Genomic DNA, 21,415 nt, shown 5'->3' with positions numbered 1-21,415 from the left:
GGCGTCAGCCCGGGCGGCGGCGCCCGAACCCGAGCGCCGCCGTCACCAGCGCCAGCGCTATGAACGCGCCGAGCAGCGAAAGCAGAACTCCGGGGAGTGAGAAACCGGTCGGCTCGAGCCGGCCGGCGAGCAATGGGGTGATCAGGAGCGCCCCGAGGACGGCGCCGAGCGCGCCAAGTGCGACAAGGCCGAGCACGTCGGACGCCGTCTGCCGGCGGAGAATGACGCTGGCGAGCCAGCCAAGCACGGCTCCGATGAGAGCAAGGGCGATCCAGGACAGCGGCATGCGCTTCCCATACGCAAAGGGGCCGCCCGCTCCAAGAGCGGACGGCCCCGTTTGGTCGTCACATGCGTGGGAGCTTAGCGCACCCGACCGCGGCGGACGAGGTTGACGATCGCGAGCAGGACGATGGCGCCCAGCAGCGAGTAGAGGAAGCTGGTCACGGTCAGCCCGTTGTTGAGGCTCGCGCCCCCACCAAGCAGGAAGCCGGCAAGAGCCGCACCGATGATGCCGACGATGATGTTCAGGAAAATGCCCTGCTGTCCGTCAGTCCGCATGACGATGCTGGCGAGCCAGCCACACACGCCGCCGACGATAAGCCAGATGATGATACCCATATTGCGTTCCCTCCTGTGCTGCCCGGACGTTGCCCGCCGAGCGCTTCATTCGGCTTCAAGACGCCCCGAGGAGTGTCTTGTTCCGGAGGAGGGAACGGTGCTCGGCTGTATCGGTTCCGGAACGAGCCGACTTAGTAGCGTTGCTGGCGCTCGTAGACCTGCCGATAATGCTGGATCCGGGTGACGCGCAGACCCGGCATTCCGCTGCGATCGACCGCGCGCTGCCAGCCGGCAAACTCCTCGAGGCTGAGCCCGTAGCGCTCGCAGGCCTCGTCCACCGTCAGCAGTCCGCCGGCGACGGCGGCCACGACCTCGGCCTTGCGGCGCACGACCCAGCGGGTCGTTCCCGGCTTCGGCAAGGAGTCCAGCGTCAGCGGCTCGCCAAGCGGACCGATGACCTGATGGGGACGAAACTTCTGGTTCTCTAGCATTGCTTCCTCAGACGGATCTGGTGGTTGCCGGTGAGGGAGCGTTTACCGGCTGCTCTCTCAAGCAACCGTGAAGCGCGCTGGTAAACGCGCGGCTCACCTTTGTTGCAGTCGCTTTGGTTGTAATCCCCGCGAAGGCGCCGCGGACCATCTTGGTCGAGGAACTGGCTTGGTTGGCGAGCAGGGCAACAACGGCCGCGAGACGATCGGAATCGTCCCCGTGCGGGCCAAGGTTGGCCAGCACTGCGCCGAGCTCTTCGCCCTTCAGTGCAACCGCTGCCTGCAATCTCTTCACCCCTTCGGCCAATTCGCTGCCTTTCTCCGTCCTCCCGCCACCACTAGCGAAAGAGGGTGAATGCCGGGTAAAGACGTCGCGTGATCTTTCCCCCGCTCCAGCTCGACCGGCCCGCAGAGGCGGCACGGATCGTCGTCGCCATGTCGGGCGGGGTCGATTCGTCAGTCGCGGCGCTGATCGCCGCGCACTCTGGCGCAGAGGTGATCGGGGTCACGCTCCAGCTCTACGATCATGGCGAGGCGGTGAAGCGGTCGGGCGCCTGCTGCGCCGGGCAGGACATCTACGACGCGGCGCAGGTGTGCGAAAAGCTCGGCATCGCCCACTATGTCCTCGATTACGAAAGCCGCTTCCGCGAGGGAGTGATCGAGCGTTTCGCCGATGATTACGCCCGCGGGCGCACGCCGGTGCCATGTTCGCTGTGCAACCAGGGGGTGAAGTTTACCGACCTCCACGGCTTCGCGCGCGAACTGAACGCCGATGCCCTGGTCACCGGCCATTATGTCCGCCGGGTGGTCCGGGACGGTAAGGCGGAGCTTCACAAGGGACGCGACCCGGCCCGCGACCAGAGCTATTTCCTCTACGGCACCACGGCCGAGCAGCTCGACCTTCTGCGCTTTCCGATCGGCGAATTGCCCAAGTCCGACGTGCGCGCGCTGGCCGCCGAGGCCGGGCTGATCGTGGCCGACAAGCCCGACAGCCAGGACATCTGCTTCGTCCCCGACGGCGATTATGCCGGTCTCGTGAAGCGGCTGCGCCCCGAGACCGAGGCGCCGGGCGAGATCGTCGATCGTGGCGGCCGGGTGCTCGGGCAGCATCGCGGGATCGTCCATTTCACCGTGGGCCAGCGCCGCGGGCTCGAGATCGGCGGGTCGGCCGAGCCGCTCTATGTGGTGCGGATCGAGCCGGATACGCGGCGGCTGGTGGTTGGCCCCAAGCAGGCGCTGGCGGTCAGCGAAGCGCGCGTGGGGTCATGGAACTGGCTTGGCGAGGAGCAGGCCGAGGTCGAGGTCAAGGTCCGCTCGCTGAGCCGCCCGGTCCCGGCGCTTCTGCAGGACGGCGTGATCCGCTTCCGACAGCCCGAATATGGGGTCGCTCCGGGGCAGGCCGCGGTCGTCTACGAGGGCGAGCGCCTGCTGGGCGGTGGGTGGATCGAGGAAACGGTATCGGCCGACGAAGCCGGGATGCTTGCCGCTTAATCGGGCTGGCCAAGGAACCGCGCCTGGAAGGTCTGCCCCTTGTCGACCTTGAACCACCAGTTGCTGAGCGCGCCGCGGCGGATGGTCACGTCAGATCCGACCTTGGGCAGACGCTCGTTCCCTTCGAGCGTGAGGAGCCAGCGGTCGCCGTTCTCCAGCTGCACGAGCAGATTGTTATAGCCTTGCCCCTTGGTCGCCCGGACCTTGCCGTCAAGCGCCTTGGGACCAAGCGAGCGGGCTTCGAGCGAGCCGTTCGAGGCGGCCTGGCGAAGCGGGGTCACCGCGGCGTCGAAGCAGGCCAGCCTCTGCGCGGCGTCGGTGATGCGCGGGCAGGCCAGCACGGCTTCCAGCCGCGGATCGAGCTTCTGCGCAGCGGCCGGCCCGGCCAGTGCCGCCAGCACGCCCGCACCAATCATCAAGCCTGCACGTCGCATCCTGCCCGCCCCTTGCTCCCAGTCGTGCGCGCAGCATGGCATTGCGCGGCGGGGCTGAAAAGCCAATGAAAGGCAGGCATGCCAAGCAACAATGCCAATCAGCGCCGACGCAGCGCGGGGATACTGCTGTATCGCCGGGACCGTTCGGGGATCGTCAAGGTGATGCTGGGGCATCCGGGCGGTCCCTACTGGTCACGCAAGGACGAGGGCGCGTGGATGGTCCCGAAAGGCGCGCTGGAAGCGGGCGAGAACCCGCTCGAAGCGGCAATGCGCGAATTTGCCGAGGAAGTGGGCCCGGTCCCACCCGGAACCCCGGTCCTGCTCTGCACCGTGCGGCAGAACGGCGGAAAGCTGGTCGACGTCTTCGCGCTCGAAGGAAAGTTTGATCCCACGGCATTGGTCAGCGCCCAGTTCGAGATGGAATGGCCGCCGAAAACCGGGCGGATGCAGCTCTTCCCCGAGCTCGACCGGGTCGAATGGATGGAGCTGGAAGAAGCGCGCCGCCGGATCCTCGCCAGCCAGCAGCCAGTGCTCGACGCGCTGGAGGGCCTATTGGCGCGCGCGGCGAGCGAACAGGTAGAGCGGCACCCCGGCCAGCAATAGGGCGGCAAGCGTCGCCCATGCCATCGCGGTCGCCTGGGTCGCGACCGCGATGCAGAGCAGGATGCCGAGCGCGCCGAACGCTTTCTCCCCGCCGGAGCGGCGGTCGATCCTGAGCCAGGCGGCGATGGTGACGCCATAGACTGCCATCCGGGCCAGCGTGCTGACCACCGCAAGCCAGACGAACCCGCCACTTAGCGCCAGCGCGGCGACGATGCCCGCCATCAGCAGGATCGACGCGTGCGGCGTTTCGAAACGCGGGTGCACCGCGCCGAGCCAGGCCGGCAGGTCGCCGCGGGCGGCCAGCGCGTGGCTGATGCGCGGGCTGCCGGTCATGTTGGCATGGAGATTACCCGCCAGGCTGGTCACCGCCGCAAGCAGGACCAGCAGGGCGCCGACCGGCCCGAGGAGCGCGGTGCCAAGCGCCAGCAGCGGTGCCTTTTCTCCCTCCGGCACGGGAGGCGCAACGGCCGAAAAGGCCAGCTGAACCAGGAAATAGAGCAGCGCGATCAGGAAGATCGTCACCAGCATGCCGCGCGCAATCTCGCGCACCCCGCCGCGCGCTTCGCCCGACAGCGCCATCGAACTTTCAAAGCCGATGAAAGCATAGAAGACCAGCAGCACGCTGGCCTCCACCGCGCCGAGCGGCGGCGCTGGCCCGAAGGCGGGAAGCGGCGTGACGATCAGGGCAAAGGCGGCAAGCACGACCAGTGGCAGGCTTTTCAGCAGGGTCAGCCCGCCAAGCAGGCGCAGCGCCCCCTTGGTGCCTGCGATGTTGATTGCGGCCAGAAGCAGGATGGTGGCGAGGATCAGCGCGCTTCGGACCCACGGCGACGGCGACAGCTCGGTCCAGCGCAGAAGATAGTCGACCAGCACGTGGACGTTGGCCGCGAACGCCGCCATCCGCGCGATGTAATAGGTCCAGCCCAGCTCGAAGCCGGCGGCGCGCCCGAAAGCGGAACCATAAATCACCGGGCCGCCCTCTCCCGGCATGGCGGTGACCGCCTTGGCAAAGGGAATAGCGATCAGCAGCATGACCAGCGCGGCTGCGGGAAACAGCAGCGCTGCCCACAGGCCGATGCTGGCATCGAGGGTCGCGGGAAGGGCGAAGACCGCCGCGCCGACCGCTCCGTTGAAGGCAACCAGCGCGGCCCCGCCCGCACCGACTTTCCGGGGCAGCGCCGACGCCGTCAAATCCGGAACGTGCCTTCGATCACGGTCAGCGCCTCTCCCCCGAGGCGGACCCTATCGGCGGCGAGGCGGCAGCACAAACGGCCCCCGCGGTCGCCGACCTGCGCGGCGGTAAACGCGTTCCGGCCAAGTTCCGCTGCCCAATAGGGCACCAGCGCGCAATGGGCCGAACCGGTGACCGGATCTTCGTCGATCCCGTGATAGGCGGCAAAGACGCGGCTCGCGATATCGGTCTTCTCGCCGGGCGCGGTGACCATGACCAGCGAATCGATCCCGCGCAGGCGCGCGAAATCCGGCCGGACGGCGCGCACGGCGGCTTCATCGTGCAGCCTGACCAAGATCGCGCCGTTGCCGCCTTCCCCCCGCCAGACCTGCCCCGCGACGCCGAGTGCGGAAAGCGCTTCGTCGGCGGACGCCTGCGTAAGGCGGCTGGCAGGCAGGTCGAGGGTTAGGACCCCGTCCTCGCGGGTCACCGTCAGGACGCCCGAGCGGGTCTGGAAGCGAACCCGCTCGCCCTTCAGCAGGATGTGGCCACTGGCGAGCGTCGCATGGCCGCACAGGTCGACCTCGACCGTCGGGGTGAACCAGCGCAGGTGATAATCGGCCGCGGACCCGTCGAGCGGTACGGTGAAGGCTGTCTCGCTGAGGTTGTTCTCTGCCGCGATCGCCTGGAGGATCTCGTCCGGCAGCCACTGGTCGAGCGGCATCACCGCGGCCGGATTTCCGGACAGCGGCCGGCCATCGGTGAAGGCATCGACCTGGAAAAAGGGAAGCGTGATCGGGTCGGTCACTGGCGCTCCGTCAAATGGTGGGGAAGCATGCCCTCGCGGTCGGTATGCCCTTCGGGGTCCATGTGGAGGAAGATTTCGGTGCCGGGGAAACGGCGCTGGAGATCCTCCTCGACCGCGTCGAGGCGGTCATGGGCTTCGCGCACCGTCCATTCCTCGGGCACCCAGACGTGGAATTGAATGAAGTCGTGCACGCCCGACGACCGGGTGCGGACGTCGTGGATGCCCTTGAGCTCGGGATAGTCTGCGCAAGCCTCGAGGAAGGCGTCGCGCTTTTCGATCGGCCACTCGGCATCCATCAGGTGATTGACGCTTTCTCCCGCCGCGGACCAGGCGCCCCACAGCAGCCAGAGCGCGATGGCGACACCGAAGGCCGCGTCGGCGCCGCGAACGTGAAGCAGGTGGTCGAGCACCAGCGCCGCGATCACCGCGCCGTTGAGGAACAGATCCGACTTGTAGTGCATGTTGTCGGTCTGGATTGCGACCGAGCCGGTCTTGGCGATGACGCGCTTCTGATAGTTGAGCAGAAGCAAGGTGCCGAGCATCGCGGCGAGCGAGACCCCGATGCCAAGCTCGGCGTTGGCGGTCGGCGCGCCGTTCAGCAGCCGGTCGACCGCGCGCCACCCGATCCCGAGTGCGCTGGCGGCGATCAGCACGACCTGCCCGAGGGCGACCAAGGCTTCCGCCTTGCCATGGCCGAAGCGGTGGTCATGGTCCGCCGGCAGCGCCGCGATGCGCACCCCGGCAAGAGTGAACAGGCTGGCGACAAGGTCGAGCGCGGTGTCGGCAAGGCTGCCGAGCATGGCGGTCGAATCGGTCGCGATCGCCGCCCATGTCTTGGCGATCAGGAGAGTCAGCGCCATCCCCACGCTCGCCATGGCGGCGCGTTGTGTCAGGCGCGTGCGTTCGGGGCCGACGACCCTCACGGGAAAAGAAGGCCCTCGGTCCAGCTGCCGTCCGCCTGGCGTTCGAACAGGCGGCGGTGATGGAGGCGGTATTCGACGTCTTCCCAGAATTCGATCCGGTCGGGGACGAGGCGGAAGCCCGACCAATGTTCGGGGCGCGGCACGTCGCCCTCACCGAAGCGCGCCTTGGCTTCCTCGACACGGCGGACGAACGTCTCGCGGCTGTCGAGCGGGCGGGACTGGTCGCTGGCGTGCGCGCCGATCTGGCTGTTGCGCGACCGGCTGGCGAAATAGGCGTCGGCGTCCGCGTCGCTGACCTGGACCAGGCGGCCCTCGGCGCGGACCTGCTTGCGCAGCGACTTCCAGTGGATGCAAAGGGCACCCCACGGATTGGCGGCGATTTCCTGCCCCTTGCGGCTTTCGAGATTGGTGAAGAAGCCGAATCCCTCGGGCCCGTGCCGCCGCATCAGCACCATCCGCACCGAGGGACGGCCGTCGGGTGTCGAGGTGGCAAGGGCCATGGCGTCGGGATCGTTGATCTCTCCTGCCTCGGCCAGAGCCATCCATTGGGCGAACAGGGCGAAAGGATCGGTTGGGGACATCGCGCCGCCTCTATCCGGTCCCTGCCTTGGCAGGCAAGCAATCGCTCCCCTATGTGGGCGGCATGGATCTTTATGCACAGCTTGGGGTAAAGCGCGGCGCGACCGAGGCCGAGATCAAGAAGGCCTATCGCAGCCTCGCCAAGCAGCTCCACCCCGATCGCAACAAGGACAACCCCAAGGCGGCCGAACGCTTTTCAAAGGTGACGCAGGCCTATGACCTGCTGTCCGATGCCGACAAGCGCGCCCGCTACGACCGCGGCGAAATCGACGAGGAGGGCAATCCCAAGTCCCCGTTCGGCGGCTTCGGCGGTGGCGGCGGCGGCCATTATGGCGGCGCGCGTGGCGGGGCCAGCGGGTTCGAAGGCTTTCCGGGCGGCGGCGGCGGCGCGTCGGGCGGACCCGACCTCAGCGACCTGTTCGAAGGCCTGTTCGGGGGTGCCGGCGGCGCTCGCCGCGGTGGTGGCTCGCCCTTCGGCGGCGGCGGCGCGCGGATGGCGGTAAAAGGGGCTGACGTCGCCTACCGGCTGACCGTGCCGTTCGCCGACGCAGCGACGCTTGCGCCGCAGCGGGTGACGCTGGCCGACGGCGCGACGATCGAACTGAAACTTCCCAAGGGGGTCGAGGACGGGGCCAAGATCCGCCTGGCAGGCAAGGGCGAAGCCGGACCGGCAGGTAAGGGCGATGCGATCGTCACCATCGCGATCGAACCGCATCGCTTCTTCACCCGTGACGGCCAGCATGTCCGCCTGGAATTACCAGTCAGCCTCAGGGAGGCGGTGCTCGGCGCCAAGGTCAAAGTACCCACGCCCGACGGCGCGATCATGCTTAGCGTTCCCAAGGGCGCAAGCTCGGGCAAGGTGCTGCGGGTCAAGGGCCGCGGCTTCACCGACAAGTCGGGGACCCGCGGCGACCTGCTGGTCACCCTGATGATCGACCTGCCCGCTGGGAATGCCGACCTCGAGCGCTTTGTCGAGGGCTGGAGCGGCGGCGAAGGCAACCCAAGGGCGGGTCTCGGCGTCTAAGCGCCTGCATGAAGGACCTTTCCCCCCAAAGCCCGGAAGCGAGGCGCAAGCGGCTCGCGGCGGTCAAGGCACGCTTCGGAAGCCAGGTGGTCGAGCGGATCAAGCCGGGCACGCGTCCGTTCGAGGTCGCCAAGCGCGTTGCGATCGGCGTCTACAGCGACGGCTTCATTCACGCCGGCAACATTGCCTACCTGTCGCTGCTATCGATGTTTCCCTTCTTCATCCTGGCCGCGGCCATGGCGCAGCTGTTCGGATCATCCGACGGTGCGCAGCAGGCGGTGTTCAACGTGCTCCGCTCGCTTCCCCCCGATATCGCGGCGGTGATCCGCGATCCGATCAGGGAAGTGCTGACCGCGCGGCAGGGTCCGCTCCTGTGGTTCGGCGCGATCGTCGGGCTGTGGACGGCGTCCGGCTTCATCGAAACCATCCGCGACATCCTGCGCCGCGCTTACGGGGTCAAATATACCAAGCCCTTTTGGGAATACCGCCTGCTGTCGGCGCTGTTCATGCTCGGGCTGGTGCTGCTTCTGATGATCGCGCTCGCCTCTACAGTGCTCTTGAGCTCGATCGAGGCGTTCATCGTCGCCAAGGTGCCGGGGCTGGCCGACGTCGCCGGGACGATCACGCTCGTCCGCCTGGTCCCCGGGGCCGCCCTTTATCTAACAATCTACCTGACCTTCGTGGTGCTGACGCCCTCGCGCTACCGCAAGATCCACTGCCGCAAATGGCCAGGTGCGCTGCTGGTCACCAGCTGGTGGGTGGGCACCGCGACCCTGCTGCCCAAGGTGATCGCGCTCGCCGGCGGCTACAGTCTGACCTACGGCAGCCTTGCCGGGGTGATGATCGCGCTCTTGTTCTTCTTCATCATCGGGCTCGGGGTGGTGATGGGCGCCGAACTCAACGCCGGGCTGGCGGAAAGCGGGGCGACGGCGCTAGAGGGCGAGCAATATGCCGGGCCCCACGCCGCAAGCCTTGATGTCGAGGAGCCGGAGCCTGGCGAAAAGGTCACAGCCAAGCCGAGCCAGGTCGAGGAAGTGCCCGCAACCGAACGGGAGGCCGTCGACGCGGCCGAAAAGGGGAAGATAGCATGAGTGGATTGATGGCGGGCAAACGCGGGCTGATCATGGGCCTCGCCAATGACCGCAGCCTTGCCTGGGGCATCGCCAAGCAGCTCGCCGAACAAGGCGCCGAACTGGCATTCAGCTACCAGGGCGAAGCGCTGGAGAAGCGCGTCCGCCCGCTCGCGCAGAGCCTCGGCAGCGATTTCCTGGTCGATTGCGACGTCGGCGACATGGCCGCGCTCGACCGTACCTTCGCCGCGCTCGAGGAGCGCTGGGGCGGGATCGACTTCCTCGTCCACGCCATCGGCTTTTCCGACAAGAACGAGCTTCGCGGGCGGTTCGTCGACACCAGCCTCGACAACTTCCTGCTGACGATGAACATCTCGGTCTACAGCTTCGTCGCCTGCGCCCAGCGCGCGGCCCGCCTGATGAAGCCCGGCGGCTCGATGGTGACGCTGACCTATTACGGCGCCGAGAAGGTCATCCCGCACTACAACGTCATGGGCGTCGCCAAGGCCGCGCTCGAGACCGCGACCAAATATCTCGCCGCCGACCTCGGCAAGGAGGGCCTGCGGGTCAACGCGATCAGCGCTGGGCCGATCAAGACCCTCGCCGCCAGCGGCATCGGCGACTTCCGCTATATCCTGAAATGGAACGAGCTAAACGCGCCGCTCCGCCGCAACGTCACCATCGAGGACGTCGGCGGCGCGGGCGTCTACCTGCTGAGCGATCTCGCCAGCGGCGTCACCGGCGAGATCCACCATGTCGATGCCGGCTACAACGTCGTCGGCATGAAGGCCGAAGACGCGCCCGACATCGCCACGGTGTGACCCGCTTGCGGCGACCTATTTCTGGTCGCCGTAGACCTTCATCAGCGCATAAAGATAGTCGCGGCTGTCGAGCACCGACTTGACCCGGATTCGCTCGTTCAGGCCGTGGACGCCGCCGCCGTCACCGTCACCGAACCCGCCCGAGATGCCGTAGGTCGGAATTCCGGCGGGCGTCAGGAAGGCGCCGTCGGTCGCTCCGGCGGACATGGTGCGGACCAGCGGCACGCCCGGGAACATCTTCGCCGCCAGCTTCTCGGCCGGCCCAAGGACCTTGGGATCGAGCGGCGGCGGATTGGCGCCCGCGTTGCGGACCTCTGGAATGGTCACTGCGACCTTGGGATCGTTGATCGTCCTGACCAGCACCTGCCGGACTTCCTCGGCGGTGCCGCCAGGGAAGATGCGGCAGTTGATGTTCGCCCGCGCCCGCTGCGGCAAGGCGTTGGTGGCGTGGCCGGCGTTCAGCATGGTCGCGACGCAATTTGTGTGAAGGATCGCATTGTCGCTCGGATCCTTCTCAAGCAGCGTGCGCGCCGCCTCGTCCTGCGGATTGGCCAGCAGCGCGGTGATCGCGGCCCTTTGCTCGGCCGGGCGGGTCGGGGCCACGCGGGTGTAATAATCGCGCGTCGTATCGTTGAAGGTCACCGGAAAGCGCAGGCCTTCCACCGCGGTCACGGCGCGGGCGAGGTGGTAGATGGCGTTGTCCGGCACCGGGCGCGAGCTGTGCCCGCCGGGGTTGGTCACTTCCAGCGTGTAGTTCTGCGACAGCTTCTCGCCGACCTGGATGCCGAGGAATTCGGGCTTGCCGTCCTTGTCGAGACGCCCGCCGCCCCCTTCGTTCACCGCAAAGGCCGCGTCGATCAGGTCGCGCTTCTGCTCGGCCAAATATTTGGCGCCGTTGAACACGCCGTTGGTTTCCTCGCCGCAGGTAAGGGCGAGCTTTAGCGTGTGGCGCGGGGTGTATTTCTCCTGCTTGTAGCGGATCAGCGTGTCGACGAAGATCGCCGCCATCGCCTTGTCGTCGGCGACTCCGCGCGCATAGAAATAGCCGTCTTCCTCGACCAGCTTGAACGGATCGCGGGTCCAGTCCTCGCGCTTGGCCTCGACCACGTCGACGTGGGCCAGCATCAGCACCGGCTTCGCCTTGGGGTCCTTGCCCGGATAGACGACGACGAGGCCGCCTTCCTTGGGATGATCGGGAACGGAGAAGAGGTGGAGGTCGCTCTGCGGGATGCCCGCGGCGGCCAGCCGCGCGGCCATCCGCTCGGCCGCCAGCGTGCAGCTGCCCTGCGACAGGGTGGTGTTGGTCTCGACCAGTTCCTTGTAGGTGTCACGGAACGCCGCCTCGCCCGGGCGCTGGGCAAGCGCCGTGGTGGAGGTCAGCAGGGCAACCAGCCCGAGCGCGATCGATTTCATGATAAAAAGCTCTCCCCCGATGCCCGGCGGCCCAGGACGGCCACGAGGCGAACGAGCGGAGGCTAATCCGTTCCGCGGCCCTGCGCCAGCGGCCTCCAGCCAAATCCGCTGATCGGGCCAGCCCGCCGCCTTAGCGTATTATAGAAGCAAGACGCCTGTTCGTCGAAGCCACGGTGATCGCCACCGCCGTCTCGCGCATCCCCTCGTGGTCGAAAGCCGATGCCGCGGGCGCCGCCGGGCAGCGGCCGGTCATTGCTCAGCCAATGATCAGCCCTGCCTCATGACGCTCACCTGCGCGACGGATGACGATCATCTGCGTCCGGGTTCTTCGGGCGCAGCAGTAGTACACGAGGGGCAAGCTTTCCGATGAATAGTCGTTTTTCCGCCGCCACCAGCATCCTTGGCCTGGCCATCGCAGCCCTCGCTTCCGCGCCGGTCGCCGCCCAGATCGCGCCTGCCGCTGGCCAGCCGCAGCAACGGCCTCCCGCGGGCGACCGGGGACAGACGGTCACCGTGACCGGCAGCCGTCCGCAGGTGATCGACGCGCCCGACCGCCTCAGCTTCAATGTCGCCAACGACCTTGGCGCGCAGACCGCCAGTCTGGCCGAGGCGCTGCGCAATGTGCCGGGGGTCGAGGTCGATCTCGAGGGCAAGCTCAGCCTGCGCGGCGATCCGGGGGTGAAGATCCTGATCGACGGGCGTCCCTCGGGGCAGTTGAACGGCGATGGGCGCGGCGATGCGCTGCTGGCGATGCCGGCCAATCAGATCGAGCGGGTCGAGGTCATCACCAATCCGTCGGCGGCGAACAGCCCCGAAGGGTCGGGCGGGATCATCAATCTCATCACCCGCAAGCAGCGCCAGGCGGGCACCACCGGCACCGTGCGCGCCAACGCCGGCCTCGAAGGTCGCGGCAGCGTGGCGCTCAGCGTCGCGCGCAGCCGGCCCGGCCTGACCGTCTCGGGCGACGCGTCTTACCGCCGGTTCACCAATCAGATCATCGTCACCCAGGATCGCGAACGGTTTGTCACCGGTGGGCCCAGCCTGCTCAGCCGGCAGGAGCAGTTCCACGACAATGTGGCACAGGGCGGTAATGGCCGCTTCGGGGTCGACTATGACCTCGACAAGACCAACCGGCTGTCGGGCGAGATCAGCTATCGCCGCAACCAGCTCAATTCCGACCGGGACGAACGCTTCATCGGCAATGCGGTGGAGCCGGGCTTCACCCGCCGCAATGAGCAGGAGATGCGGCAGCGCATCCTCAGCCTGCGTGGTTCGTGGCGCAAGACCTTGCCGGGCAAGGACCACAGCTTCTCGTTCGATGTTCAGCACGACAGCGGGGGCATGAACCGCGAACTCGACGGGCGGATCACGCCGGCGGCCGGAGCGCTCGTAAACGAGCGCATCGCCAACGACATCGATCGCAACGAGACGCGGATAAAGGCTGATTACAAGAAACCTCTGGGCGAGGGGCGATCACTCAACCTCGGTTATGAATTCGAAGGCTCGAACGCCGATTTCGATTCCTTCGGAGCGCGCGGGACCGCACTCAACGCGCTAGTGCCGCAGGCGAGCCTCACCAATCGCTTCGACTTTTCGCAGGACGTGCACGCCTTCTACGCCACCGCACAGGTCAACAAGGGCAAGTGGGAATTCCTGCCCGGTATCCGCCTCGAACAGGTCGGGGTCGATCTCAACCAGCGCACCGATGGCAGCACGGCGAGCCAGGACTATTTCCGCGTCTATCCGACGCTGCACGTCGGCCGGCAGGTGAGCGACCGGACCAAGATCCGCGCCAGCTATAGCCGACGCATCCAGCGGCCGGGGCCGTTCGAGCTCAACCCCTACACCTTCTACGTCGACGCCCGAAACCTCCAGCGTGGCAACCCCAACCTCAAGCCCGAAGTGACCGACGCGTTCGAAACCTCGATCCAGTATCGAAAGGACGCAACCTTCCTGTCGCTGACCGGCTTCTACCGCCGCTCGCGCGACATGTTCACCGAGGTGCTGCAGACGCTGCCCGACGGCGTCCTACTGACCACGCGCGCTAACCTTGGCCGCGGAAGCCGGCTGGGCGTCGATGCGATCCTCAACGGACGTTTGTCGAAGACGCTCAATTATCAGCTGTCGGGCACGGTGCAGCGAATGGAGCTCGACCCGCGCGGGATAGCCGGAACGTCGGGTAAGGTGTCGGACGTGGTTGCCTCGGCGCGGGGAAGCATCAACTTCCAGCCCAGCCCGAAGGACTTCCTCCAGGTCAGTGGCAACTGGCAGGGCAAGCAGCTCATCCCGCAGGGCTATCGCCTCGGCGGCGCGATTCTGAACGTCGGCTATCGCCGCAAGATCGACGACAAATTGTCGCTGCTGGTAACCGGCCAGAACATCCTCGACAGCGCGCGCCAGGATGTAGTCGTTCGCACCCCGGCCTTCCGCGACCGGCTGGAATTTAAGGTGCGGGGCAGGGCGGTGCTGTTCGGCTTTGCCTACAGCTTCGGGCAGGGCGGCAACAAGAAGCCGCAGCCGCAGGGCTTCGACTTCGATCCCAGCGCGGGCAGCGTCAGCCAGTAGTGCACCGAACGGGCTTGCGGAGAGGGTCCGGCGCGGCGACGGTGCGGCATGGAAACTGCCATCGCCTCGCTGCACCGCCCCATTTCGCGCCGGTCGCTGGCGGTGGCCGCCTTCTCGACAATCGTCGAATGGTATGACTTCACGCTTTACCTCTATTTCGCGACAGTGCTGGCGCGATTGTTCTACGGCGACACGGGCGAAGCGCTGTCCTTCACGCTCGGCAGCTTCGCGCTCGCCTATCTGATGCGGCCGCTGGGCGCGGTGGTGTTCGGCCATGTCGGCGATCGCCATGGGCGCCGCGCGATGCTGTTGTGGTCGGTGGCGCTGATGACGGCGGCGATGCTCGCGACGGCGCTGCTCCCCACCGCCGCGAGCATCGGGGCCGCCGCTGGCTGGCTCCTGTTCCTGCTGCGCTGCGTGATGGGGTTCTCGGTCGGCGGCGAATATAGCGGCGTGGTCGCCTATCTCCTTGAAGGCGCGGCGCCGGGCAGGCGGGGCCTCATCGCAAGCCTCGCCTCGGCCGCGAGCGAGGTTGGCGCGCTGCTCGCGGTGGGTGTCTCCGCGCTGACGGTGGCGCTGACCAGCGAAGCCCAGCTTGCCGACTGGGGCTGGCGCATCCCCTTCCTGGTCGGGGCGCTGCTTGCGGGCAGCGTATGGATCGCGCGCTCGTCGATGGAGGAATCGCCCGAATTCATCCGCCAGGTTGCGGCCGGGACGGTGCCCGATTCGCCGTGGCGGCACAGCCTTGCGCATCACAAGCTCGGCATCTTCCGCGCCTTCAGCATCTCGGCGCTGGGGTCGATCACTTATTACGTCGGGATCACCTACGTCCCTGCCTTCCTCACCACCGCCGGCCGGCTGAGCGAAGGCGACAGCCTTTGGCTCGGGACCGCGGCGGCGGTGGCGGTGATCCTTGTGACGCCGCTGACCGGCCTGCTGTCCGACCGGATCGGGCGGAAGCCGGTACTGATCGGGGTGGGGATCGCCTCGGCCCTGCTGCCGGCGACCCTGTTCTCGTGGATGGCGGGCGCGGGGCCCGGCGCGGCGCTGGCCGGGGCGCTGGTCCTCGCCTGCGTCGCGGGCGCGATGAGTGCGGTCGGCGCGGTTGCCACCGCCGAACAGTTCGCGGGCGAGGGGAGAGTGAGCGGCCTCGCCATCGGCGCGACCGGCGCGACGGCGATCTTCGGCGGCATAACGCCGTGGCTGGCGCAGCGGCTGATCGACCGCACGGGCGAAGCGAGCACGCCCGGCGTCATGATCGCGCTGGTGGCGCTCGCCGTGCTGCCGGTGTTCGCGACCTTGCGCGAAACCGCGCCACGCCTCCGCCGCTAGCCCGCGAAGGGATCCTTGACGAGGATGGTGTCGTCGCGGTCCGGCGAGGTCGAAACCAGTGTCACCGGGCAACGGATCAGCTCTTCAACACGCCGGATATACTTGATCGCCTGCGCCGGCAGGTCGGCCCAACTGCGTGCGCCGACGGTGCTGTCGGACCAGCCCGGCATTTCCTCGTAGATTGGGCGGACGCGGGCCTGATCGGCGGCGTGAGGCGGGAGATAATCGAAGCGCTTCCCGTCGATCTCGTAGCCGACGCAGATCCTGATCGTGTCGAGCCCGTCGAGAACGTCGATCTTGGTCAGCGCGACGCCGGTGATGCCGCTGACCGCCGCACTCTGTCGGACCAGGACGGCGTCGAACCAGCCGCAGCGGCGCTGGCGGCCCGTTACCGTGCCGAATTCGCGGCCCCGCTCGCCAAGGCGCTGGCCGATTTCGTCGTCGAGTTCGGTCGGGAACGGGCCGGAGCCGACCCGGGTGGTGTAGGCCTTGACGATGCCGAGCACGAAGCCCGCCGCGCCCGGACCCATGCCGCTGCCGCTGCCGGTTGTTCCAGCGACGGTGTTGGATGAGGTGACGAAGGGATAGGTCCCATGATCGACGTCGAGCAGCACACCCTGCGCGCCTTCGAAGAGAATGCGGCGCCCGCGCGAGCGCGCTTCCTCGAGATCGACCCACACCGGACGGGCGAACTGGAGGACGAAGTCGGCCACTTCGGATAGGTCGCGCTTCAGTCGGTCGCGGTCGACCGGGCCTTTGCCGAAGCCGGCGCGCAGCGCGTCGTGGTGCGCGCAAAGGCGGTCGAGCAGCGGGTCCAGCTTGTCGAGGTGGGCAAGATCGCAGACGCGGATGGCGCGGCGCCCGACCTTGTCCTCGTATGCGGGGCCGATGCCGCGGCGGGTGGTGCCGATCTTGGAGCTTCCCGACGCATCCTCGCGCAGCGCATCGAGGTCGCGGTGGATGGGAAGGATCAGCGGGCAGGTCTCGGCGATACGCAGGACATCGGGCTCAATCCGGACGCCCTGTCCGCGCAGTTTCTCGACCTCTTCGCGCAGCCACCAGGGATCGAGGACGACCCCATTGCCGATGATCGACAGGGTGCCGGTGACGATCCCGCTCGGCAGCAGGCTCAGCTTGTAAACGTTTTCGCCGACAACCAGCGTGTGCCCGGCATTGTGCCCGCCCTGGAAGCGCACCACGCAATCGGCGCGGCTGGCAAGCCAGTCGACGATCTTGCCCTTGCCCTCGTCGCCCCACTGGGCGCCGATCACGGTGACGTTACCCATCCGAAACCTTCCATGAACAGCGTAATCAGCCGCAATTCAGCCGCGCTCCTATTGTTTAGGAGCCGCAAGGTCCAGCGGAGGGCAGGGGAATGAGCGGCAGGCGGACATTGATCGGGGGCGCGGTGCTGGCAAGTGTGGCGCTGATCGCAAGCCATGGCGCGCTGGCGCAGCAGACACGGCGACTTCCGCCAGAGTGCATCACCCCCAAGCTTCGCGTGTGCCTGATGCTGGCAGGCTCGCTGCGGCAGGATTGTGCGATCAGCGCGCTGGCCGATATGCCCGATCAGTGTCGCAAGGCCATCAGCGAAGGGGCCGCCGGCCGGGCCGGTCCCTTGCCGACCGGGTGGCGCGAGGAAGCCTTCGGGACCGACCCCCGGCAGAAGGTCGAGTGGATCATGCCGGCTGGCGTCGACCAAAAGGCCCCGTTGCTGCTGTTCGTGCACGGCGGCGGGTGGTCGATCGGCGACAAGCGGATGGAGGCCGGGACCAAGGGTGCCCATTTCTCCGCGCAGGGGTGGGCATTCGCGAGCACCAATTACCGACTGGTCCCGGCAGCCACGGTCGAACAGCAGGCAGCGGACGTGGCTGCGGCGATTGCGTTGCTACGCAGGCAGCCGGGGATCGACCCGGACCGCATCGTGATCATGGGCCACAGCGCGGGCGCGCACCTTGCGGCCCTGGTCGCGAGCGATCCGGCTTACCTGAAGGCCGCCGGCGTGCCGCTGAACGCGGTCAAGGGTGTCGTCCTTCTCGACGGCGCGGGCTATGACGTGCCGGCGCAGATCGGCGATGCCCGCAACCGCGCGCAAGCGATGTACACGCAGGCCTTCTCAACCGATCCGAAGCGTCAGGCAGCGCTGTCACCGGTCACCCATGCGGCCGCGCCTAATGCCGGGCGCTGGCTGATTTTGCCTGTCGAACGCCGTCAGGACTCTCGCACCCAGAGCGAGAAGCTGGCGGCGGCGTTGCGCACGGCGGGCACGAGCGTGGAGCTCCTGCCTCAGGCCGGCAAGACCCACATGACCCTCAACCGCGAGCTCGGCACCACGGGCGACCCGAGCACGGCGGTGGTGGACGCCTTTCTGAATACGCTGTGAGCTATTTCTTCCGGTAGCGGTCGAACCAGGCGATGATCGCGCTTGCCTTGGCCGCCGACTGCGACGGTCGGGCGGTGAGTCCGCCGTGGTTGGCGCCGGGAACCACCATCAGCCCGCTCGGGATGCCGCGCAGCTGAAGCGCACCATAATATTGCTCGGACTCGCTGATCGGGGTGCGATAGTCACGCTCACCAACAACGACGAGGGTGGGCGTCTTGACGTTCCCGACGAGTGACAGCGGCGAATTGCGCCACAGGATTTCGGGATTTTCCCACGGCTGCTTGCCATAGGTATATTCATACTGCGCGGCGATGATGTCGGTGGTCAGGATCTTGCTGACCCAGTTGATCACCGGCTTCTGCAATGCGGCTGCGCGGAAGCGGTCGGTCTTCCCGATGATCGCAGCCGAGGCATAGCCGCCGTAGGACCCGCCGGTGACGAACAGGTTGGCAGGGTCGGCATAACCCGCCGCGACCGCCGCATCGACCGCACTCATGAAGTCGTCGTAATCGGCGAAGGGTCGCTTGGAATCGGGGTTGACCGAAAACGCCTCGCCATATGAGGTGCTGAGCCGCGCGTTGGGATAAATGACCACGTAACCGGCGGCGGCATAAAGCTGCATGTCGGTCGCGAAGGTTGGTCCGTAGGACGAGGCTGGGCCGCCGTGAATCTCGAGAATGGCGGGGCGCTTCTGGCCGGGCTGATAGTCGGGCGGGAGGACGACCCAGGTGTCGATCGGCTTGCCGTCGCGGCTCGAGGTGACGGGCAGTTTGCGGATTTCGCCAAGCTTTCGCATCGCCAGGAAATCGGCGTTGAGGTCGGTCAGACGGGCAAGCTTGCCGCCGCGCACGACCGCGATGTCGCCCGGCCGGCTTGCATCGGCAGTGGTGACCGCGATCGTCCCGCCCGCCGCGTCATAGGCGCCTCCACTGTAGGGGCGATCGAGGCTGCTCGCGCCGAGCTTGCCCGCGACTTCGGTGACCTTCCCGTCCAGCCCGATGCGGACAACCTTGCCTTCGCCGCGATCGGTGGTCAGCGCCAGGATCGATCGGCCGTCGGGGGCCCAGCTCAGGCTCGAAATGGCACGGTCGTAGCCGCCGCTGATCAGCCGCGGGTTCGAGCCGTCGGCATTCATCACGTAGAGATGAGCATCCTGCGCGTTCAGTTTTCGGTCGTCGAAGCCGGTATAGGCGATCAGCCGTCCATCGGGCGAAACGGCGGGCTCGCCATCCGGCCCGTCGCGGCTGGTAAGCGCGACGGCTTGGCCACCGTCGACCGCGACCCGCCACACCTCGCTTTCGACCGGGTCGCGCTGCCAGTCCTGTTTGCGATTGGCCGCGAACAGGAGGGCGCGTCCATCGGGAGTGAAGCTCAGCGTGTCAGGGTCGGAACCCTCCTCGCGGGTCAATTGGCGGGGGGTGCCGCCGGTAGCGGACACCAGGAAGACCTGGCTCTCGCCCGGGCGCAGCAGACCGCCGGAATCGGTCCGGTAGACGAGGCTTTCGGTATAACGGGGCGGGTCGGCCCACTTGGCGCCGTCCGGCTTGTCAGGCGCCTTGCCGAGGCGCACGCTGTCGCGCGGCACGAACATGGTGAAGGCGATCAAGCGACCATCGGGCGACCAGGTGAGATTGCCGGGCGCTTCGGTCAGCGTCGCGACCGTCGCCACCGTCCCGCTGTCCATCCAGCGCACAAGCAGTTGCGGCTTTTCGCCCTCTCCGGCCGAGACATAGGCGAGCCGCTTGCCGTCGGGCGACCAGCGCGGGTTGCCATGTTGGCCCGGTCCCGCAGCGATCGGCTGCTGCACGCCCGTCACGGCATCGACCATCCAGATTGAGCGGGTCATCCGGTCGTTGGTGATGTCACCCGAGGCGCGGACATAGGCGACCGCCTTTCCGTCAGGACGGACCTGCGGGTCCGAAGCGACCTGGAGCGAAAACAGGTCCCTGGGCTGCAATTGCGCGGAAGCCGCGCTGCCCGCCAGGATCAGGGCGCCAAGCCCCAGTGACAGTCTGACGTGCATGCTCATCCCCCAAGGTGAGGGACGAGCATGGCACTTCAGCGACAAAAAGCCAGCGCGTGGCCCGTCAGAAATTGAGCGGCACAACCTCGCGCACGCCGTCCAATGCACAAAGTTGCTGGACCAATTCGGCGGGCACCGGATCATCGACCGCCACCAGCGCCACCGCTTCGCCGCCGGCAGCGCGTCGGCCAAGGTTGAAGGTTGCGATGTTGAGCCCGGCCTGCCCAAGCGCGGTGCCGAGCTTGCCGATAAAGCCCGGCGTGTCGTTGTTGACGATGTAGAGCATGTGGCCGCCAAGCTCCGCCTCGACCGCCACGCCGAAGATATCAACAAGGCGCGGCGCGGCATTGCCGAACAGGGTGCCGGATACGCACCGCTCGCCGCCCGGCGTCGAGGCCGTCACGCGGACGAGGGTCTGGTAATCACCCTCGCGTTCGTGGCGGATCTCCTTGACGTCGAGCCCGCGTTCCTTGGCGAGGACGGGCGCGTTCACCATGTTCACCGTCTGGCTGTAGGTGCCCATGAGGCCTGCCAGCACCGCGCCGGTGATCGGCTTCTGGTTCAATTGCGCAGCCGCGCCCTCGACCTCGATCGAGACGCCGCGGACCTGCTCGCCGAGCACCTGGCCGAGTAGGCGGCCCAGCTTTTCCGCTAGCGCCATGTACGGCTTCAGCCGCGGCGCTTCCTCGGCGGAGAGCGAGGGCATGTTGATAGCGTTGGTGACGCCGCCCAGCAGCAGGAAGTCGCTCATCTGCTCGGCCACTTGGATCGCGACATTGACCTGCGCTTCGGTGGTCGACGCGCCGAGGTGCGGGGTGGAGACGAACCCCGGCGTCCCGAACAGCGGCGAGGCGGTGGCCGGCTCGGTCTCGAATACGTCGAGCGCCGCGCCGGCGACCTGCCCGCTTTCGAGCGCGTCCTTGAGCGCTGCCTCGTCAATCAGCCCGCCGCGCGCGCAGTTGATGATCCGCACGCCCTTCTTGGTCTTGGCCAGCGCCTCGCGGCTGAGGATACCGCGGGTCTGGTCGGTGAGCGGCGTATGCAGCGTGATGAAGTCGGCGCGCGCGAGCAATTGGTCGAGCTCGACCTTTTCGATCCCGAGCTCCAGCGCCCGTTCCGGCGACAGGAAGGGGTCGAAGGCGATCACCTTCATCTTGAGGCCGAGGGCACGGCTGGCCACGATCGAGCCGATATTTCCGGCGCCGATCAGGCCCAGCGTCTTGGCGGTCAGCTCCACCCCCATGAAGCGATTCTTCTCCCACTTGCCGGCCTGGGTCGATGCGTCGGCCTCGGGCAGCTGGCGGGCAAGCGCGAACATCAGCGCGATGGCGTGCTCGGCGGTGGTGATCGAATTGCCGAAGGGGGTGTTCATCACCACGATTCCGCGCGCTGTCGCGGCCGGGATATCGACATTGTCGACCCCGATCCCTGCGCGGCCGATGACCTTGAGGTTGGTCGCTTGGTCGAGCAGCTTGGCGGTCGCCTTGGTCGACGAGCGGATGGCGAGCCCATCATAATCGCCGATGATGGCGGCAAGTTCTTCCGGGGTTTTGCCGGTGATCTCGTCGACCTGGATGCCGCGCTCACGGAAGATGGCGGCGGCGCGCGGATCCATCTTGTCGGAAATCAGGACTTTGGGCTGGGTCATCTGGTGCTCCGTGTTCCGGCGCAGGCCGGAGCCTAGTTGTTCCTGGGTGTAGAAAGGCACTGGACTCCGGCCTTCGCCGGC

21 protein-coding genes are annotated in these 21,415 nt (G+C 67.3%); 8 read left to right on the top strand and 13 right to left on the bottom strand.

The features are described 5' to 3' along the window. Positions 1–4 precede the first annotated feature (4 nt). The 4 genes from ABD729_RS00740 to ABD729_RS00725 form a co-directional block, all read right to left on the bottom strand. Complete coding sequence (locus ABD729_RS00740; RefSeq protein ID WP_344708247.1) at positions 5–286, bottom strand: GlsB/YeaQ/YmgE family stress response membrane protein; 282 nt, start codon at positions 284–286, stop codon at positions 5–7. 74 nt (positions 287–360) lie between these two features. Next, positions 361–618 carry a GlsB/YeaQ/YmgE family stress response membrane protein gene (locus tag ABD729_RS00735; RefSeq protein WP_344708246.1) on the bottom strand — a complete coding sequence of 86 codons (258 nt, stop codon included), beginning with the start codon at positions 616–618 and terminating at the stop codon, positions 361–363. Positions 619–749: 131 nt separating this feature from the next. Next, on the bottom strand, positions 750–1,049 hold the full coding sequence (gene sciP / locus ABD729_RS00730) for a CtrA inhibitor SciP (protein WP_344708245.1): 300 nt from the start codon (positions 1,047–1,049) through the stop codon (positions 750–752). A 7-nt stretch (positions 1,050–1,056) separates the two neighbouring features. After that, positions 1,057–1,353, bottom strand: a complete 297-nt coding sequence (locus ABD729_RS00725; protein ID WP_344708244.1) for a hypothetical protein — start codon at positions 1,351–1,353, stop codon at positions 1,057–1,059. A 71-nt stretch (positions 1,354–1,424) separates the two neighbouring features. On the opposite strand from ABD729_RS00725, the gene mnmA reads away from it, so the two are divergent. Then, a complete protein-coding gene (gene mnmA, locus ABD729_RS00720; protein ID WP_344709603.1) occupies positions 1,425–2,537 on the top strand; it encodes a tRNA 2-thiouridine(34) synthase MnmA in 1,113 nt (370 codons plus the stop codon). Here the strand turns inward: mnmA and ABD729_RS00715 are convergent. Further along, positions 2,534–2,971 carry a hypothetical protein gene (locus tag ABD729_RS00715; protein ID WP_344708243.1) on the bottom strand — a complete coding sequence of 146 codons (438 nt, stop codon included), beginning with the start codon at positions 2,969–2,971 and terminating at the stop codon, positions 2,534–2,536. The two genes, mnmA and ABD729_RS00715, sit on opposite strands and share 4 nt — an antisense overlap. Positions 2,972–3,049: 78 nt before the next feature. Between ABD729_RS00715 and ABD729_RS00710 the strand changes: the two genes are divergently transcribed. Beyond that, positions 3,050–3,574, top strand: coding sequence for an NUDIX hydrolase (locus tag ABD729_RS00710; RefSeq protein ID WP_344708242.1), 525 nt, complete (start codon positions 3,050–3,052; stop codon positions 3,572–3,574). Here the strand turns inward: ABD729_RS00710 and ABD729_RS00705 are convergent. Genes ABD729_RS00705 through pdxH form a run of 4 tightly spaced genes read right to left on the bottom strand, consistent with a single transcriptional unit; the run spans position 3,521 to position 7,057 of the window. Beyond that, positions 3,521–4,765 (bottom strand): APC family permease, encoded by a 1,245-nt coding sequence (locus ABD729_RS00705; protein ID WP_344708241.1) that lies wholly within the window; start codon positions 4,763–4,765, stop codon positions 3,521–3,523. The genes ABD729_RS00710 and ABD729_RS00705 overlap by 54 nt on opposite strands. Then, the gene (locus tag ABD729_RS00700; protein ID WP_344708240.1) at positions 4,762–5,553 is read right to left on the bottom strand and encodes a PhzF family phenazine biosynthesis protein; all 792 of its coding nucleotides are present in this window, start codon (positions 5,551–5,553) and stop codon (positions 4,762–4,764) included. Before ABD729_RS00700 ends, ABD729_RS00705 begins: the two co-directional genes overlap by 4 nt. After that, a complete protein-coding gene (locus ABD729_RS00695) occupies positions 5,550–6,428 on the bottom strand; it encodes a cation diffusion facilitator family transporter (protein ID WP_344709602.1) in 879 nt (292 codons plus the stop codon). Before ABD729_RS00695 ends, ABD729_RS00700 begins: the two co-directional genes overlap by 4 nt. A gap of 44 nt (positions 6,429–6,472) precedes the next feature. Continuing rightward, entirely contained in the window at positions 6,473–7,057 is a 585-nt protein-coding gene (gene pdxH / locus ABD729_RS00690; RefSeq protein WP_344708239.1) for a pyridoxamine 5'-phosphate oxidase, read from the bottom strand. 62 nt (positions 7,058–7,119) lie between these two features. Here pdxH and ABD729_RS00685 point away from each other — a divergent pair, with 62 nt between their 5' ends. Genes ABD729_RS00685 through fabI form a run of 3 tightly spaced genes read left to right on the top strand, consistent with a single transcriptional unit; the run spans position 7,120 to position 9,970 of the window. Further along, positions 7,120–8,079 carry a DnaJ C-terminal domain-containing protein gene (locus ABD729_RS00685; protein ID WP_344708238.1) on the top strand — a complete coding sequence of 320 codons (960 nt, stop codon included), beginning with the start codon at positions 7,120–7,122 and terminating at the stop codon, positions 8,077–8,079. Between the two features lie 8 nt (positions 8,080–8,087). Further along, positions 8,088–9,170: a YihY/virulence factor BrkB family protein gene (locus ABD729_RS00680; RefSeq protein WP_344708237.1), complete on the top strand. Its 1,083-nt coding sequence runs from the start codon at positions 8,088–8,090 to the stop codon at positions 9,168–9,170. Beyond that, positions 9,167–9,970 (top strand): enoyl-ACP reductase FabI, encoded by an 804-nt coding sequence (fabI, locus tag ABD729_RS00675; protein WP_344708236.1) that lies wholly within the window; start codon positions 9,167–9,169, stop codon positions 9,968–9,970. Before ABD729_RS00680 ends, fabI begins: the two co-directional genes overlap by 4 nt. 15 nt (positions 9,971–9,985) lie before the next feature. Here the strand turns inward: fabI and ABD729_RS00670 are convergent, their stop codons facing one another. Then, positions 9,986–11,383: a M20/M25/M40 family metallo-hydrolase gene (locus ABD729_RS00670; RefSeq protein ID WP_344708235.1), complete on the bottom strand. Its 1,398-nt coding sequence runs from the start codon at positions 11,381–11,383 to the stop codon at positions 9,986–9,988. Between the two features lie 366 nt (positions 11,384–11,749). Here ABD729_RS00670 and ABD729_RS00665 point away from each other — a divergent pair, with 366 nt between their 5' ends. Together ABD729_RS00665 and ABD729_RS00660 are read left to right on the top strand one after the other, a co-directional pair. After that, positions 11,750–13,948 carry a TonB-dependent receptor domain-containing protein gene (locus tag ABD729_RS00665; protein ID WP_344708234.1) on the top strand — a complete coding sequence of 733 codons (2,199 nt, stop codon included), beginning with the start codon at positions 11,750–11,752 and terminating at the stop codon, positions 13,946–13,948. A gap of 48 nt (positions 13,949–13,996) precedes the next feature. Beyond that, positions 13,997–15,280, top strand: coding sequence for an MFS transporter (locus ABD729_RS00660; protein WP_344708233.1), 1,284 nt, complete (start codon positions 13,997–13,999; stop codon positions 15,278–15,280). On the opposite strand, the gene ABD729_RS00655 is transcribed toward ABD729_RS00660, so the two are convergent. Next, the gene (locus ABD729_RS00655) at positions 15,277–16,566 is read right to left on the bottom strand and encodes an adenylosuccinate synthase (protein ID WP_344708232.1); all 1,290 of its coding nucleotides are present in this window, start codon (positions 16,564–16,566) and stop codon (positions 15,277–15,279) included. The genes ABD729_RS00660 and ABD729_RS00655 overlap by 4 nt on opposite strands. 89 nt (positions 16,567–16,655) lie before the next feature. Here ABD729_RS00655 and ABD729_RS00650 point away from each other — a divergent pair, with 89 nt between their 5' ends. After that, a complete protein-coding gene (locus ABD729_RS00650) occupies positions 16,656–17,663 on the top strand; it encodes an alpha/beta hydrolase (RefSeq protein WP_344708231.1) in 1,008 nt (335 codons plus the stop codon). Between the two features lies 1 nt (position 17,664). Here ABD729_RS00650 and ABD729_RS00645 read toward each other — a convergent pair whose 3' ends face one another. Together ABD729_RS00645 and serA are read right to left on the bottom strand one after the other, a co-directional pair. Next, positions 17,665–19,692 carry a prolyl oligopeptidase family serine peptidase gene (locus ABD729_RS00645; protein ID WP_344708230.1) on the bottom strand — a complete coding sequence of 676 codons (2,028 nt, stop codon included), beginning with the start codon at positions 19,690–19,692 and terminating at the stop codon, positions 17,665–17,667. Between the two features lie 58 nt (positions 19,693–19,750). Beyond that, positions 19,751–21,334, bottom strand: a complete 1,584-nt coding sequence (serA, locus tag ABD729_RS00640; protein WP_344708229.1) for a phosphoglycerate dehydrogenase — start codon at positions 21,332–21,334, stop codon at positions 19,751–19,753. Between the last annotated feature and the right edge of the window lie 81 nt (positions 21,335–21,415).

This window comes from Sphingomonas humi (assembly GCF_039536725.1).
Taxonomy (GTDB): domain Bacteria; phylum Pseudomonadota; class Alphaproteobacteria; order Sphingomonadales; family Sphingomonadaceae; genus Sphingomicrobium; species Sphingomicrobium humi.
This window is presented reverse-complemented; position numbering and strand designations above follow the sequence as displayed.

Excerpts from the sequence above, each read along its gene's own strand:
- ABD729_RS00650 (WP_344708231.1), top strand. The coding sequence starts at position 16,656 with ATGAGCGGCAGGCGGACATTGATCGGGGGCGCGGTGCTGGCAAGTGTG.
- ABD729_RS00740 (WP_344708247.1), bottom strand. The coding sequence starts at position 286 with ATGCCGCTGTCCTGGATCGCCCTTGCTCTCATCGGAGCCGTGCTTGGC.
- ABD729_RS00655 (WP_344708232.1), bottom strand. The coding sequence starts at position 16,566 with ATGGGTAACGTCACCGTGATCGGCGCCCAGTGGGGCGACGAGGGCAAG.
- ABD729_RS00660 (WP_344708233.1), top strand. The coding sequence starts at position 13,997 with ATGGAAACTGCCATCGCCTCGCTGCACCGCCCCATTTCGCGCCGGTCG.
- ABD729_RS00670 (WP_344708235.1), bottom strand. The coding sequence starts at position 11,383 with ATGAAATCGATCGCGCTCGGGCTGGTTGCCCTGCTGACCTCCACCACG.
- ABD729_RS00715 (WP_344708243.1), bottom strand. The coding sequence starts at position 2,971 with ATGCGACGTGCAGGCTTGATGATTGGTGCGGGCGTGCTGGCGGCACTG.
- serA (WP_344708229.1), bottom strand. The coding sequence starts at position 21,334 with ATGACCCAGCCCAAAGTCCTGATTTCCGACAAGATGGATCCGCGCGCC.
- ABD729_RS00685 (WP_344708238.1), top strand. The coding sequence starts at position 7,120 with ATGGATCTTTATGCACAGCTTGGGGTAAAGCGCGGCGCGACCGAGGCC.
- pdxH (WP_344708239.1), bottom strand. The coding sequence starts at position 7,057 with ATGTCCCCAACCGATCCTTTCGCCCTGTTCGCCCAATGGATGGCTCTG.
- sciP (WP_344708245.1), bottom strand. The coding sequence starts at position 1,049 with ATGCTAGAGAACCAGAAGTTTCGTCCCCATCAGGTCATCGGTCCGCTT.
- ABD729_RS00695 (WP_344709602.1), bottom strand. The coding sequence starts at position 6,428 with ATGGCGAGCGTGGGGATGGCGCTGACTCTCCTGATCGCCAAGACATGG.
- ABD729_RS00735 (WP_344708246.1), bottom strand. The coding sequence starts at position 618 with ATGGGTATCATCATCTGGCTTATCGTCGGCGGCGTGTGTGGCTGGCTC.
- ABD729_RS00680 (WP_344708237.1), top strand. The coding sequence starts at position 8,088 with ATGAAGGACCTTTCCCCCCAAAGCCCGGAAGCGAGGCGCAAGCGGCTC.
- ABD729_RS00710 (WP_344708242.1), top strand. The coding sequence starts at position 3,050 with ATGCCAAGCAACAATGCCAATCAGCGCCGACGCAGCGCGGGGATACTG.
- fabI (WP_344708236.1), top strand. The coding sequence starts at position 9,167 with ATGAGTGGATTGATGGCGGGCAAACGCGGGCTGATCATGGGCCTCGCC.
- ABD729_RS00645 (WP_344708230.1), bottom strand. The coding sequence starts at position 19,692 with ATGAGCATGCACGTCAGACTGTCACTGGGGCTTGGCGCCCTGATCCTG.
- ABD729_RS00665 (WP_344708234.1), top strand. The coding sequence starts at position 11,750 with ATGAATAGTCGTTTTTCCGCCGCCACCAGCATCCTTGGCCTGGCCATC.